This window comes from Streptomyces globisporus, assembly GCF_003501885.1.
In the GTDB taxonomy this organism is placed as follows: domain Bacteria; phylum Actinomycetota; class Actinomycetes; order Streptomycetales; family Streptomycetaceae; genus Streptomyces; species Streptomyces globisporus_D.
The window spans coordinates 1-14,264 of the sequence record NZ_QWFA01000022.1; the positions used below are offsets into that span (position 1 = coordinate 1).

Here is a 14,264-nt window from a genome sequence, read left to right on the forward strand (position 1 = left end):
TCCCCGATCGGCCCTCCCCGGGCGACCCCGCAAATACCTCGCCCCCACCCCCGTCCTGGGGCCGGGCGCGGGCGGTTGCGGCCCGGGCTGGGCGGGGCGGGCCGCCCGCGACGATCCGGGTGCCGCTCGACCGTGCGCTGGGCCACGTGCTGGCCGAGGCGCTCGGCGCGCTCACCGATCTGCCGTCCTTCGACACCTCGGCCATGGACGGCTGGGCCGTCGCCGGGCCCGGCCCCTGGGCGTTCGAGGCCGGGGCGGGGCTCCTCGCCGGACGCGGCCCGGCCGCCGCGCTGCCCGACGGCACCGCCGTACGGATCGCCACCGGCGCCCGCGTACCGCCCGACACCACGGCCGTCATCCGCAGCGAGCACGCCCACGTCGACGAGGCCAGGAGCCTGCTGCACGCCAGGCGGTCCGTGGTCACCGGGCAGGACATCAGGCCTCGGGGCCAGGAATGCCGCTCGGGCGAGCAGCTCGTTCCGGCCGGGACGGTCGTGACCCCAGCGGTGCTGGGCCTCGCCGCGGCCGCCGGGTACGACGCGCTGCCCGTCGTGCCCCGCCCGCGCGTCGACATCCTCGTCCTCGGCGACGAACTCCTCAATGCCGGTCTGCCGCACGACGGGCTGATCCGGGACGCCCTCGGCCCCATGCTCGGCCCCTGGTTGCGGGCCCTCGGCGCCGAGGTCTCCGGCCCTCGCCGGCTCGGGGACGACGCCGGGGCGCTGCGCGACGCCCTCAGCTCCTCCGACGCCGACCTGATCGTCACCACCGGGGGCACCGCCGCCGGCCCGGTCGACCATGTGCACCCGGTCCTCGAAGCCCTCGGGTCCGAACTGCTGGTGGACGGGGTCGCGGTGCGCCCCGGCCACCCCATGCTGCTGGCCCGGCTGCGGGCCTCCGGGCAGGCGGAAGGGCCCCCGGACGGGCCGTATCTCGTCGGGTTGCCCGGCAATCCGCTCGCGGCCGTATCGGGTCTGCTGACGCTCGCGGAGCCGCTGCTCGCGGGCATCGCGGGCCGCGCCGCCCAGGACCCGTACCGGGCCCTCGTCCATGCCGAGGTGCCCGGCCATCCGCACGACACCCGCCTCGTCCCCGTGGTCCACCGCCCGGGCCGGGCGGGCGGCCGGGACCATGTCGCGCCGCTGCGCTACAACGGGCCCGCGATGCTGCGGGGGATCGCCGCGGCGGACGGACTGGCTGTGGTGCCGCCGGGCGGGGTACGGTCCGGCACCGAGGTGGAGATTCTGGATCTCCCATGGGCCCCGGCGACGCCGTGGACGGAAGGGTGTTTCACGTGAAACTTCCCGGCCACGATGCGATGGCCAGGCGAGCCGACGAAGTGGTCGTACCGACGCGGGTGATGCTCCCCCGCCGGGTGGCCCTCGGGCCGGCCCGCCAGGTCGCCAAGCGCCTGCTGATGGCGCTGCTCGTGCTGGCCGCGACCGTGCTGATCGTCTGGCTCGATCGCAGCGGCTACAACGACAACGCCGACGGTGAGGTCGACCTGCTCGACGCGATTTACTACGCGACGGTCACCCTCTCCACCACCGGGTACGGCGACATCACGCCGTACAGCGACGGGGCGCGACTGATCAACGTGGTGCTCGTGACACCGCTGCGCGTGATGTTCCTGATCATCCTGGTCGGTACCACTCTCGAGGTCCTCACGGAGCGGACCCGGGAGGACTTCCGGCTGAAGCGTTGGAGAGCCAACTTGCGAGACCACACCGTCGTCGTCGGCTTCGGCACGAAGGGCCGTTCGGCGATTCTGACCCTCTGCGCCACCGGTCTGTCGAAGGACCAGATCGTCATCGTCGACCCGGCCACCAAAGTGATCGAGGCCGCCAACGCCGAGGGCTTCACCGGTGTGCTCGGTGACGCCACCCGCAGCGATGTGCTGCTGCGCGCCGAGCTCCAGAAGGCGCGTCAGATCATCATCGCGACCCAGCGCGACGACACCGCCGTCCTGGTCGCGCTGACCGCGCGCCAGCTGAACCGCGGAGCGAAGATCGTGGCGGCGGTCCGCGAGGAGGAGAACGCGCCCCTGCTCCGGCAGTCCGGCGCGGACGCGGTGATCACCAGCGCCAGCGCCGCGGGACGGCTGCTCGGCCTCTCCGTCCTCAGCCCGAGCGCGGGCACCGTGATGGAGGACCTGATCCAGCAGGGCAGCGGCCTCGATCTCGTCGAACGGCCGGTCATAAAGGCCGAGGTGGGCAAGAACGTACGGGAGACCGAGGACCTGGTCGTCAGTGTGCTGCGCGGACACCGGCTGCTCGGTTACGACGATCCGGCGGCCAGCCCCCTGCAGTTGACGGACCGGGTCATCACCATCGTGAGGGCGAGCCCCAGTTCGGCCGCGGTGCCGAAGCACCCGATGCCTCCGCACCAGCGACCCTGACCGACGAGGCGTCCGCCCGGGCGAGCACGGCGGGAGTAGCCTCGCGGCCATGCATGCGATCACGATTCCCGAACCCGGTGGCCCCGAGGCGCTCGTCTGGGCCGAGGTGCCCGATCCCGTACCCGGTGACGGCGAGGTCCTCGTCGAGGTCGTCGCCAGCGCTGTGAACCGTGCCGACGTGCTCCAGCGGCAGGGCTTCTACGACCCGCCGCCCGGCGCGTCCCCCTACCCCGGACTGGAGTGCGCGGGCCGTATCGCCGCGCTCGGCCCCGGGGTGACCGGCTGGGCGGTCGGCGACGCCGTGTGCGCGCTGCTGGCGGGCGGCGGTTACGCGGAGAAGGTCGCCGTTCCGGCCGGCCAGCTCCTCCCCGTACCGGAGGGCGTCGACCTGGTGGAGGCCGCGGCGCTGCCCGAGGTCACCGCGACCGTGTGGTCCAACGTCTTCATGGTGTCCCACCTGCGCCCCGGCGAGACCTTCCTGGTGCACGGCGGCTCCAGCGGCATCGGCACGATGGCGATCCAGCTGGCGAAGGCGGTCGGCGCCCGGGTCGCGGTCACGGCGGGCAGCCCCGAGAAGCTCGCCCGGTGCGCCGAGCTGGGGGCGGACATCCTCATCAACTACCGCGAGCAGGACTTCGTCGAGGAGATCCGGGAGAACACCGCCGGAGCGGGGGCCGACGTCATCCTGGACCTCATCGGTGCCAAGTATCTGGACCGGAACGTCCAGGCGCTCGCGGTCAACGGCCGCCTCGCGATCATCGGTCTCCAGGGCGGTGCCAAGGGTGAGCTGAACATCGGCGCCCTGCTGACCAAGAGGGCCGCCGTCACCGCGACCTCCCTGCGGGGCCGCCCGCTCCAGGAGAAGGCCGCCATCGTCGCCGCCGTACGCGAGCACGTGTGGCCGTTGATCGGCGGCGGGGTGGTCAAGCCCGTGGTGGACCGGGCGCTGCCGATGGCGGACGCCGCCGAGGCGCACCGGGTGCTGGAGTCCAGTGCGCACATGGGCAAGGTGCTGCTGGTGGCGCCGTCGGCCGGCTGATCAGGACCGTTCCCGATCCGGGCTCGGCCCGGATCGGGAACGGATGCGGATTTACAGATACGGGCCCGAGCGGATCGGGCCGTGCGGGTCCGCGCCGCCCTCCTCGTCCTCGTGGGCCATACCGGGCGGCAGCGCGCGGCGCATCTGCTCCAGCTGGGCGCGGGCGGCCATCTGCTGGGCGAACAGCGCCGTCTGGATGCCGTGGAAGAGGCCCTCCAGCCAGCCCACGAGCTGGGCCTGCGCGATCCGCAGCTCGGCCTCGGAGGGCACCGACTCCTCGGTGAACGGCAGCGAGAGCCGCTCCAGCTCCTCGACCAGCTCGGGCGCCAGACCGTCCTCCAGCTCCTTCACGGAGCTGGCGTGGATCTCCTTCAGCCTGACCCGGCTCGCCTCGTCGAGAGGAGCCGCCCTGACCTCCTCCAGAAGCTGCTTGATCATGCTGCCGATGCGCATGACCTTCGCGGGCTGCTCCACCATTTCCGTCACCGGGACCTCGCGCGACTCGTCGTCACTGGCACCGCCGCCGATAGCCATTCCGTCCTGGCCCACAACAAGGACCTGCGGGTGCTCCTGCGACCGGTCATTCCTCGGCATTTCCATGCCGCCATTGTCTCGCACACGTGCCGTACACCACGTTGGTGCCCCCGAAAACGGAAGATCCACCGTCTTCGGGGGCACCGGAACCCCTACGAGAGCCCCGGACGCGCCGTTCAGCCCGCGCGCCGGGCCAGGATCAGCCGGGAGCTGGTGAGAGCGGCGGCCAGCAGACCGGCGAGCACCGGAACGACCAGGGCCAGCAGCCCGACCGTCTCCCACGGCATCACGATCGGCGTGTACGCCGACTGCATCGGGTCCTCGCGCATCTCCGACAGTGCCGCGCGCAGGTCGGTCAACCGCAGGGCGATCGCGGGGACGAGCCCCGCCACCGTCCCCAGCAGGACCCCGGTCAGGGCGACGACCAGGCACTGGAAGCCGGACAGCGAGCGCCGTACGCCCGGGGGCGCGCCCACCGCGCTGAGCGTGGTGAGGTCGGCCTCCGCGTCGGCCTTGGACAGCCCGGTCGTGATGGCCGCCGCGCCCAGGGTCACCACACCGGCGAACAGGGCGAGGACCAGCAGGATCGTGTCGGTGTCGTCGTGCCTCCGAAACTCTTCGTCCGAGCTCATCAGGTACGCACGGTTTCCGGCCTGGTCGATCGCCGCGTAGGCCGCCTGGGTCTCGGCGTCCGTGGCGTCGCGGCCGAGCGCGTAGAAGCTGCCGTAGTCCTCGACGTGCAGCCCGAGCCGTTCGGCGGCTTTCTCCGGCATGACCATCCGGATGCCGGGGGTCGCCGCGAAGCGGTCCGGCGCGACGTACACCTTCAGCCGGTCCGTGGTGGTGCGGGCCTTGCCGGGGTGCTGGACCCGGTTCTTCTTGTCCCGGTCGTTGTAGAGGTGGGTGGCCTTGAGGGTGACCTCGCCGTTCTTCGCGTACGCCGAGTTCAGCAGGACGGGGGTGCCTTCGGAGAGGGCCTTCGCCGCCGCCGGGTCGTCGAGCTTCACGTACGTGTCGAGGACGTCCGCGCCCCCGATGACGATCTTGTGTTCACCGGTGCCGAACGAGACCATCGTGTAGTTCTCGTCCATGCAGGCCGGGGAGTTCATCATCCGCTTGTGCTCGTCGGCGGAGAGCCGCAGGGCGAGTTCCTTGGCGCCCTTGCCCTTGAGCGGGCAGCTGTGGCCCTTGCCGGTGGGCTTGACGAGTTCGAGGGTGCCACAGCCGTTCTCCTCCTCGTAGTAGACCGAGCAGTCGCTGCCGGCCCAGACCCGCCCGAAGTCGGCGGGCTTGCCGCTGACCGGGTAGTTCTGCTCGACGGCCGCCCGGGAGCGGGGGAGTTCGGCGTCCGCGCCGATGTCGGAGGCCGCCAGCGCGACGGTGCCCGGGGTCATGTTGGGTACGTAGTCGTACGCCTGCTCGGCGGCGTTGCTGCTGGTGTACGTGGCGATGGCGACGCTCCCCGCGACGGCCGCCATCACGGCGGCGACGGCGGGAGCGGTGCGGCCACGGTTGCGGGCCGCGTCGCGCAGGGCGATCCGGGGCGTCAGCGGGAGGCGTCGGCCGAGCCGGCCGAGGAAGCCGACGATCACCGGGATGCAGGCGAGCACCCCCAGTTCGGCCAGGACGGAACCGCCGGCGACGAAGGCGGTGTCTCCGGCCACCCCGCCCCAGACAGCGACGCCGACACCCGCGGTGAGCGCGATGACGCCGATCACGGGCAGCACGCGGGAGCTGCGACGGGTGCCGCGCCGGCCGGTGAGCGACTCCAGGACCGACTGGCGGCCCGCGACGATCGCCGGGGCGAGCGCCGCGAGGACACCGGTGACCAGGCCGAGCGCGGCGATGCCGAGGATCTCCCAGGGCCGTACGGTCAGTTCGCCGAAGCGGTTGCCCGTGTAGTCCTCGATCATCGGGCGGAACAGGGCGGTCAGGCCGAACCCGGCACCGACCCCGGCCGCCGCCCCGACCCCGCCGAGTACCGCGCCGCCCGCGAGCACCACGGCCCGGATCTGGCCCCGGTCGGCGCCGCACGAGCCGACGAGGCCCAGCTGGCGGCGTGACCGCCGCGCGCCCACGGCGAACGCCGGACCGGCCAGCAGCACGATCTCCAGGACGGCCATGGCGGCCACCGTGAGAACCGCGGCGGTGGTCTCCGTCTCGGTGGAGTACCCGCTGCTCATCGAGGACATCGGGACCTCGGAGTCCGGCGGCGGGTTCAGGGCGACCTGGCGGGACTTGACCACCACGCCCCCCTCGTTGGCAGCGAGGATGTCCTGCCAGGTCACGCCTGCCCCGGCCGGCCCCTTCACGAGCCAGTACGGATCGCTCGGCTGGGGCGGCAGGATCGACTCGTCGCGGTCGGCCGCCTTCTGCCACGGGGCGATGACCGAGCCGGGGAGCGCGTAGAGGGCGTCGGCCCGCAGGTCGGCGGGGAGTTCGACCGTGCCGGTGAGGGTGTAGGTCTGCTCGGGGCCGCGCACGGTGACGCGGTCGCCGATGGACAGCCCGGCCGCCTCGACGAAGTCCGAGGTCGCGGCGATCTCGTTCGGCTTGAGCGGGTAGGCGCCCTCGGTCAGCTCGATGCGGCCGCGGAGCATCGGGTCGGAGATGCGCAGTTCGCTGATCTCGGTGTCGGCGATGCCGTGCCGGGTGGTCACCGACGCGGGCAGGCTCCGCTCGGTCAGGGATCGCGAGCCCTCCGGGAAGGCGGCCGGCACGTCGACCGGCTTCGCCTGCTCCTCGGGGGTCGGGTCGGGGGCGCCCTCGGGAGTGGTCCAGTTGATGCCGTCGGGCATCTGCTGGAGCTTCACCGGGCCGACGCTCGTGGCCATGAACCGGGCGTCGGCCGAGCCCAGTTCCGCCGTCAGCTCCTCGGCCTTGGTGGGCAGGGCGCTGCGGTAGGTGAGGTCGGCGGCGGTCACGCCGAGGACCGGCAGGGCGATCATCGCGACGACCAGGGCGCTGCGGCCCTTGGCCCGTGCCGCGTCGCGCCGGGCTATGCGGAAGGCTGCGAGCCAGCCGGGGAGAGGGCTCACGCGGTGGCCTCGGCGCTTCCGGCGGCGAGCAGGGAGTCGGCCTCCGTGGTCACCGTCTGGTCGACGATCGAGCCGTCCCGGAGGAACACGACCCGGTCGGCCCAGGCCGCGTACCGGGGCTCATGGGTCACCATGACGCCCGCTGCCCCCTGGTCGCAACGGGCGCGCAGCAGGGCGAGGATCGCCTCGCCGGTCTCGGAGTCGAGCGCTCCGGTCGGCTCGTCGGCGAGTACGAGACGCCGGTCGCCGACGAGGGCGCGGGCGATGGCGACGCGCTGCTGCTGGCCGCCGGACATCTCGTCGGGGAAGCGGTCGGCGATCGCTTCGAGCTTCATCTCGGCCAGCGCGGCGAGGGCCTCCTTGCGGGCCTTGCGCACGGAGACGCCGTCGAGTTCGCGGGGCAGCGCGATGTTCTCGGCGGCGGTCAGGGCGGGGATGAGGTTGTAGTCCTGGAAGACGTAGCCGACGCTGCGGCGGCGCAGGGCGGCCATCCCCTTGGGGCCGAGGGCGGCGAGGTCCTGGCCCTCGATCACCACCTGGCCGCTCGTGGCGGTGTCGAGCCCGCCGGCGATGGTCAGCAGGGTGGACTTGCCGGAGCCGGAGGGGCCCATCACGGCGACCAGTTCGCCCGGGTACACGGAGAGGTGGATCCCGCGCAGGGCGTGCACCTCCGCGACGCCGGAGCCGTGGGTACGGGTCAGCGCCCGCAGTTCGAGTACGGGGCTGCCGCCGGGCGTCCCGGAGGACGACGGGGGCGACGGGGTTGCGGACGCGGGCATGACGGGTTCCCCCTAGGAACAACTGGTGACGAACCAGGAATGGTCTGGGTCGGGCAAAAGCGGCGGCGCCGGTGTCAGCGCTGGGAGCGGGTCCGGTCGGCCAGCGCACGGGCCGGACCGCGGGTGGCCGCCGGGCCGGGCTCGGCCGAGGGCTCGGTGGCGGCGGCCTCGGCGAGGCGGACGAGCCGGGACTCGCAGTGTTCGAGCCAGCGGGCCTCGGCCTCCGCCTGGAAGATGAGCTGCTCCACGACGAGGAGCCAGGCCACCTCGTCCCGGTTGGCGGGGACGTCGGCCAGGGCCTGGGCCTTGAGCCGGGTGTAGTCCTGCATCGCCTTGAGCGTGTGGTGGCGCTGGGCCTGGATGACGTCCCGGATGTCGACGCCCGGCGCCCCCACGGCCATGGCGAGCTTGATGGCCAGTTCGTCACGGGGCGGACTGGTGCGGTCCACGGGGGTCTCGAACCAGCTGCGCAGTTCGGTGCGGCCCTCGTCGGTGATCGCGTAGAGGTCGTGCCCGGCGTCGTCCGAGCCGTCCTGGACGATCAGGCCGTCGCGCTCCAGACGGCTGAGCGTCGTGTAGACCTGCCCGACGTTCAGGGGCCAGGTGGAGCCGGTGCGCGACTCGAACTCGGTGCGGAGCTGGGACCCGTAACGAGGGCCCCGCTCCAGCAGGGCCAGCAGGCCGTGGCGAATGGACATACTGAGTATGTATACCGAGTATGTTCGTCCTGGCAAGTCTCGTCGGAGCCGGACCGGAGGGGCGCTGCGCTCCGTACGAGCGCCATGTGACGGTCAGTTGGCGCGGCGCATACGGAACGCGAGGAAGCCGAGTCCCAGCCCGACCAGGGCGATGCCCGTACCGAGCGAGACCTCCTGCACCCGCCGTACGGCAGCGGCGTCCAGCGCCTGCCCGGATCGCTGTCCCGGATCGCTGAACGCGTCGGGCGGCGGGGTGGAAGCAGGCAGGTCGACAGGGTCCGCAATCCCCTCGTCGGTCTCCTCCGGCGGGTCCTCCTCGACGGGGTCATCGGCCCGCGCCAGCTCCATCGGCGACAGGGAACGCCCGGGACGCGCCTTGCCTGCCCCGGCCTCGCGCCCGGCCAGGGGGGCGGTCGACCCCGATACGTCGGGCGAAGCGGAAGGGGAGGAAGAGGGCTCAGGTGCGTCGGCCCCGGGCCCGGAACCGGCTCCGCCGGGGGGCTGCGCGCCGTTCGCGGTCGCCGCCGGGGAGGACGGGGCCGGTCCGGGCCCCGACGTACCGGAAGCCGGGATGCCGGACGGCAGGGGCAGCGTGGAAGGGAGCGCCGAGGGCGACGCGGAGCCCGAGGGGACAGGGGGCGAGGACGCGGTGGCGGAGGGGCTCGACGTCCCCGGTGCCGTGGCGGTGACGGACGGCGGACCGTCGGGCGCCGAGGAACCGTGGGCGGAGCCGGCCGTCGGCCCCAGCGCCGCTCCGGCCGCTGCCAGCAGACAGATCGCACACCTCGACGACCATGCGGCCGGGAGTCCTGGAGCCATGAGATCAGCGTCACACGGGCCTCCCCATCCGGCATCCCGGATGCGGTATCCGGAAATCAGGGGTCTGTTACCGGTCCACGTACCGGTCCATGACGAAGATCCGGCAAGATCCGCGAACCGTAACGATCACCTTCGGACACCGACGTTTCAGAACGGCCTACCGGTGGTCAGGGCGGCTTGCCGGTGGTTCAGGACGGCTTCCCGGTGGAGACCTTCAGCTCGAAGTGGGCGCCGCGCTCGGGGACCGCCGTACCGGAGGACGGGAACTGGCCGACGACCTGGCCGTCGGCGTAGGTGTTGCCCGGCTCCTCGATCTCCTTGACCGTCCACCCTGCGGCGGCCGCGCACGCCTTCGCCGACTGGATGTCCTTGTAGATGAAGTTGGGCGCGCGGACCTTCTTCGGGTCGTTGGAGTCCTCGGAGGCGTTCGAGCACTCCGTCTCCTTCATCGTGCGGTTGCGCTCCGGCGGGCGGTAGCCCTCCACCTGCTCGGTGCCCGTCTCGCCGCCCTTGCCCGCCTCGTCGTCCTTGCCGTCGCCCTGGAGGGCGATCGCGGTGATCAGACCGCCGACGGCCAGCAGGGCCACGACGATCGAGCCGACGATGACCGGCATGTTCCGCTTGGAGCCGCCGCGGTCGGTGGTGCCGACGGCCGTGGCGTGCTGCGGGCTGATCGAGTACGGCGGCGGGGTCTGGTGGGACAGCGGGCCCGGGGTCGGGTAGCCCTGGACCTGGCCGGACTGCGGGTAGCCGTAGCTCGGCGCGGGGGTGGGCCGGCTGTACGGGCCCGGCTGCTGGTGCGGATGCGGCTGGTACGGCGTCTGGACGCTCTGGGGCGCCGGAGCGCTCTGGTCGACCGGCGGGAACACCGCCGAGCCGACGCCGGAGCCGCTGTTGGCGGGCCCGCCGCCGGACACGATCATCGGGGCGCCGGTCTGGCCGCCGGAGGCGTTCAGCACGCGGGCGATCTCGTCGCGCATCGCGGCGGCGCTGGGGAAGCGCTCGTTCGGGTTCTTCTTGAGCGCGCGGGCCACGAGGGCGTCCATCGCCGGGGTGACCGACCGGTTGATGCTGGAGGGCGCGACCGGCTCCTCCTGCACATGCGCGTACGCGATGGCCAGCGGCGAGTCCGCGTCGAACGGGATCCGGCCGGTGAGCAGCTGGAAGAGCATGATGCCGACCGAGTACAGGTCGGACCGGGCGTCGACGCCGCGGCCGAGGGCCTGCTCGGGGGAGAGGTACTGGGGGGTGCCGACGACCATGCCGGTCTGGGTCATCGAGGTGACGCCGGACTGCATGGCGCGGGCGATGCCGAAGTCCATGACCTTGACGACGCCGCGCTTGGTCATCATCACGTTGCCCGGCTTGATGTCCCGGTGGACCAGGCCCATCTCGTGGCTGGTCTCCAGGGCGGCGAGCACGTCCGCCGTCACCTTGAGGGCCTTGTCGGCGGGCATCGCGCCGTGCTGGCGGATGTCGGCGGCCAGCACCGAGCCGAGCGGCTGCCCCTCGACGTACTCCATGACGATGTACGGCATCAGCGCACCGCCGAGCTCGTCCTCGCCGGTGTCGAAGACGGAGACGATGTTGGTGTGCTGGAGCTTGGCGACGGCCTGCGCCTCGCGCCGGAAGCGCTCGCGGAAGGACTGCTCACGGCCGAGCTCGGTGTGCAGGGTCTTGATCGCGACCTGGCGGTCCAGAGCGGAGTCGTAGGCCAGGTAGACGGAAGCCATCCCGCCCTCGCCGAGCAGGTCGCGCAGCTGGTAGCGGCCGCCCGCGACCGCCCCGCCCGCATAGCGGCCCTGTGCGCCGTCCTGGCTCATGACTTGCATCCCCCTTGGCGGCGCGCGGTCGCACGCGGTTTCTCTGTCCGACGTGTTTCTGTCTGACGTGATTGCGTGCGGCGCGGTTCCCGTACAACGCGATTACGCGCCAAGTCTGCCGTAGGGGTCCGACACGTCAAGCCGGGTGCCCGTTCCGTGACCCTACGCACAAGAAGCGTCTCGGAAGCGTTACAGGAATCGCATCAAATTCATGGGGAGGACGCGCCGGGGGGTCCGATGATCCTGCCGGAGCGGAACCGGGGTGTCCGGCGGAGGCTGTAGCGTGACGTGGCAATGCAGCAAGGCACCGTGAGAACCCGCGGACGCGCGGACAGATACGACGGCGAGGACTGATGGCACCCGATTCCGAAGCAAACGGCGGCGGAGTTTCGGATGGCACCGACTCCTGGGGCGTCGGCGGCGTCGTCGGTGACGGCCGTTACCGGATGACCCACCGGCTCGGCCGGGGCGGCATGGCAGAGGTCTACGCGGCGGAGGACGTCCGGCTCGGACGCACGGTCGCGGTGAAGCTCCTCCGTTCCGATCTGGCCGAGGACCCGGTCTCCAAGGCCCGCTTCACCCGCGAAGCACAGTCCGTCGCAGGCCTCAACCACCACGCGATCGTCGCCGTGTACGACTCCGGCGAGGACGTCGTGGGCGGCCAGACCGTCCCGTACATCGTGATGGAACTGGTCGAGGGCCGCACCATCCGCGATCTGCTCCTGACCGCCGAGGCCCCGCCGCCCGAGCAGGCGCTGATCATCGTCTCCGGCGTGCTGGAGGCCCTCGCGTACTCGCACCAGCACGGCATCGTGCACCGCGACATCAAGCCCGCCAACGTGATCATCACGGATTCCGGCGCGGTCAAGGTGATGGACTTCGGCATCGCCCGCGCGCTGCACGGCGCGCAGTCGACGATGACGCAGACCGGCATGGTCATGGGCACTCCGCAGTACCTCTCCCCCGAGCAGGCGCTCGGCAAGGCCGTCGACCACCGGTCCGACCTGTACGCCACCGGCTGCCTGCTCTACGAGCTGCTGGCGCTGCGGCCCCCGTTCACCGGCGAGACCCCGCTCTCGGTGGTCTACCAGCACGTCCAGGACATCCCGGTGCCGCCGTCCGAGGTCTCGGACGTGGTGCCGCCGGAGCTGGACGGGATGGTGATGCGCTCGCTGGCGAAGGACCCGGACGACCGGTTCCAGAGCGCCGAGGAGATGCGCGGGCTCGTTCAGTACAGCCTGCAGATGCTCCAGGTGCAGGGCGGCCACACGGGCACCTGGAACACCGGCCCGGTCGTGCTGCACGAGGGCGGTCAGACCCCGCCGCACGGGATGACCGGCTCCACCCGCGCGATGGGCACGGGCCACCCGATGCACGGGGACACCTCGCAGGGCCCGATCCTGCCCCCGTACAACCCGGACGACGGGGGGTACGACGGCGGCGGGCAGCGGCGCTCCGGCGGGCGCGGCAAGATGTGGCTCTTCGTTCTGCTGGCCCTGATCGCGATCGGCGCGGGCGTCGCCTTCGCCCTCAACGCGGCGCAGGGCGACGGCGACAAGGAGAAGGGCCCGGTCACCCCGTCCCCCTCGGTCAGCCAGTCCGAGGACGAGCCTTCGGAGGAGCCGACCGAGGAGGAGAGCGAGGAGCCGGAGGAGCCGGACACCACCGGCGGCGGTCAGACCGAGCCGAACCCGCCGCCGTTCACCCCGGACCCGACCCCGAGCGAGCCGACGTTCAGCCCGTCCCCGACGCCGACCGACACGGACGGCGGCACGTCGGACGGCTCCACCAACGAGGGCAGCACCGGGGAGCCCACGGGCGAGCCCACGGACCCGACACCCGACCCCGGCACGCCGGGCGGAGTCGTCGAGGGCGGGGCCGGCGGGGAGGACGGCGGTACGGGGACGACGCCCGGCGAGACGGCGGCCGGTGCCACCACGCCGTAGTCGGGCACACCGCACCACCGCATGAGCCCGGCGCGCGCCCCAGTGGCGTACGCCGGGCTCGTGCGCGCCCCACACCACTCCTCACTCCGTGAAGGCCGCGCACACCGCCTCGTACTCACGCGTCCACCACACCGCCAGGGCCGACACCGCGGGAAACTGCGGGTCGGCCCTGCGGTCGTCCAGGCGGTAGCGCCAGCGCAGTATCCAGAAGTCGTTGAGCCGCTCCCACCACACCCGGTGCACCGCGGCCGCCAGTTCCCCGCCCCCCGCCCCGGCGGCCCGCCGGTACGCCCGGGCGTAGGCGCGTACCTTCGCCAGGTCCAGTTCCCCGGCCGGCCGGACGAAGAAGATCGCCGCCGCCCGCACCGCCTCCTCGGCGCGCGGCTGTACGTCCAGCCGGTCCCAGTCCACGATCGCGACCGGGTCGGCACCCCGGTAGAGCAGGTTCAGCGGGTGGAAGTCCCCGTGCACCCAGCCGGTGGCGGGCCCCTCCGGCGTGGGCGGGCGGCGGTGGGCGTGCTGTTCGAGCAGGGCGCGGCGCTCCACGAGCCGGTGTACGGCGAGTTCGTCGAAGGCGTCGCGCGGGGTGTCCCGGCCGTCCTGGCCGCGCGCGGCCGCCAGCAGGTCGTCGATCAGCGCGAAGGTGTCGGCGGCGTCCGGGCTGCGGTGCCCCGGCCGGGCGGGCGGGCTCGCGCGCGGCGGGCCGTCGCGCGGGGCCATGACCTGCTCCAGGCCGGTGTGCACGGTGCCGAGGAGCGTGCCGAGCCGGCGCGACTGGGCGAGGGTCAGCTGGGCGCCGACCCGGTGGAGGCCCTCCACCCAGGGGTGCAGGGCGTAGCAGCGTTCGCCGATCATGGTGACGGTGTCGCCCCGGGTGTCCGTCAGCGGCGGCACGACGGGCACGCCGAGCGACTGCAGGCGCTGGGTGGCACGGTGCTGGCGCACGATCGCGGCGCGTTCGCCGCTGGTGTCGTCCAGGTGCTTCTTGTCGAGATGGTGCTTGAGGAAGTAGGAACCGCTTGTCGTGGAGACGCGGTATCCGTGGTTCAGCAGGCCTTTGGTGATCGGCTCGCAGGCGAGCGGCTCGCCCACGCCGGGGTAACGGCGCAGCACCTCGCCGACCGGGGGAACAGGTGGACGAGTGACATATGAGCGCGGCACTTACCAGATGTTAGATCACTCTGCGTGGC

11 protein-coding genes are annotated in these 14,264 nt (G+C 72.6%); 4 read left to right on the forward strand and 7 right to left on the reverse strand.

The window, feature by feature from the left end:
- From D3105_RS05985 to D3105_RS05995, 3 genes are all read left to right on the forward strand, one after another.
- The coding region (locus tag D3105_RS05985) for a molybdopterin molybdotransferase MoeA (RefSeq protein WP_240646818.1) at positions 1–1,298 on the forward strand (1,298 nt) is incomplete at its 5' end.
- Positions 1,256–2,398: a potassium channel family protein gene (locus D3105_RS05990; RefSeq protein WP_118900676.1), complete on the forward strand. Its 1,143-nt coding sequence runs from the start codon at positions 1,256–1,258 to the stop codon at positions 2,396–2,398. The genes D3105_RS05985 and D3105_RS05990, both read left to right, overlap by 43 nt.
- Positions 2,399–2,447: 49 nt before the next feature.
- Positions 2,448–3,437, forward strand: coding sequence for an NAD(P)H-quinone oxidoreductase (locus tag D3105_RS05995; protein WP_118900678.1), 990 nt, complete (start codon positions 2,448–2,450; stop codon positions 3,435–3,437).
- 51 nt (positions 3,438–3,488) lie between these two features.
- On the opposite strand, the gene D3105_RS06000 is transcribed toward D3105_RS05995, so the two are convergent.
- The 6 genes from D3105_RS06000 to D3105_RS06025 form a co-directional block, all read right to left on the reverse strand.
- The gene (locus D3105_RS06000) at positions 3,489–4,037 is read right to left on the reverse strand and encodes a bacterial proteasome activator family protein (RefSeq protein WP_006125928.1); all 549 of its coding nucleotides are present in this window, start codon (positions 4,035–4,037) and stop codon (positions 3,489–3,491) included.
- 110 nt (positions 4,038–4,147) lie between these two features.
- Positions 4,148–7,009 carry an FtsX-like permease family protein gene (locus D3105_RS06005; RefSeq protein ID WP_118900680.1) on the reverse strand — a complete coding sequence of 954 codons (2,862 nt, stop codon included), beginning with the start codon at positions 7,007–7,009 and terminating at the stop codon, positions 4,148–4,150.
- Complete coding sequence (locus D3105_RS06010) at positions 7,006–7,788, reverse strand: ABC transporter ATP-binding protein (RefSeq protein ID WP_118900682.1); 783 nt, start codon at positions 7,786–7,788, stop codon at positions 7,006–7,008. The genes D3105_RS06005 and D3105_RS06010 overlap by 4 nt, the downstream gene beginning before the upstream one ends.
- A gap of 74 nt (positions 7,789–7,862) precedes the next feature.
- The gene (locus D3105_RS06015) at positions 7,863–8,486 is read right to left on the reverse strand and encodes a PadR family transcriptional regulator (RefSeq protein WP_118900684.1); all 624 of its coding nucleotides are present in this window, start codon (positions 8,484–8,486) and stop codon (positions 7,863–7,865) included.
- Positions 8,487–8,579: 93 nt separating this feature from the next.
- The gene (locus D3105_RS35200) at positions 8,580–8,834 is read right to left on the reverse strand and encodes a hypothetical protein (protein WP_240646819.1); all 255 of its coding nucleotides are present in this window, start codon (positions 8,832–8,834) and stop codon (positions 8,580–8,582) included.
- 659 nt (positions 8,835–9,493) lie between these two features.
- On the reverse strand, positions 9,494–11,128 hold the full coding sequence (locus tag D3105_RS06025; RefSeq protein WP_118900689.1) for a protein kinase domain-containing protein: 1,635 nt from the start codon (positions 11,126–11,128) through the stop codon (positions 9,494–9,496).
- A gap of 353 nt (positions 11,129–11,481) precedes the next feature.
- Here D3105_RS06025 and D3105_RS06030 point away from each other — a divergent pair, with 353 nt between their 5' ends.
- Positions 11,482–13,074, forward strand: coding sequence for a protein kinase domain-containing protein (locus D3105_RS06030; RefSeq protein WP_118900692.1), 1,593 nt, complete (start codon positions 11,482–11,484; stop codon positions 13,072–13,074).
- Between the two features lie 81 nt (positions 13,075–13,155).
- Here D3105_RS06030 and D3105_RS06035 read toward each other — a convergent pair whose 3' ends face one another.
- The gene (locus D3105_RS06035) at positions 13,156–14,187 is read right to left on the reverse strand and encodes a phosphotransferase (RefSeq protein ID WP_118900694.1); all 1,032 of its coding nucleotides are present in this window, start codon (positions 14,185–14,187) and stop codon (positions 13,156–13,158) included.
- Positions 14,188–14,264: the final 77 nt, after the last annotated feature.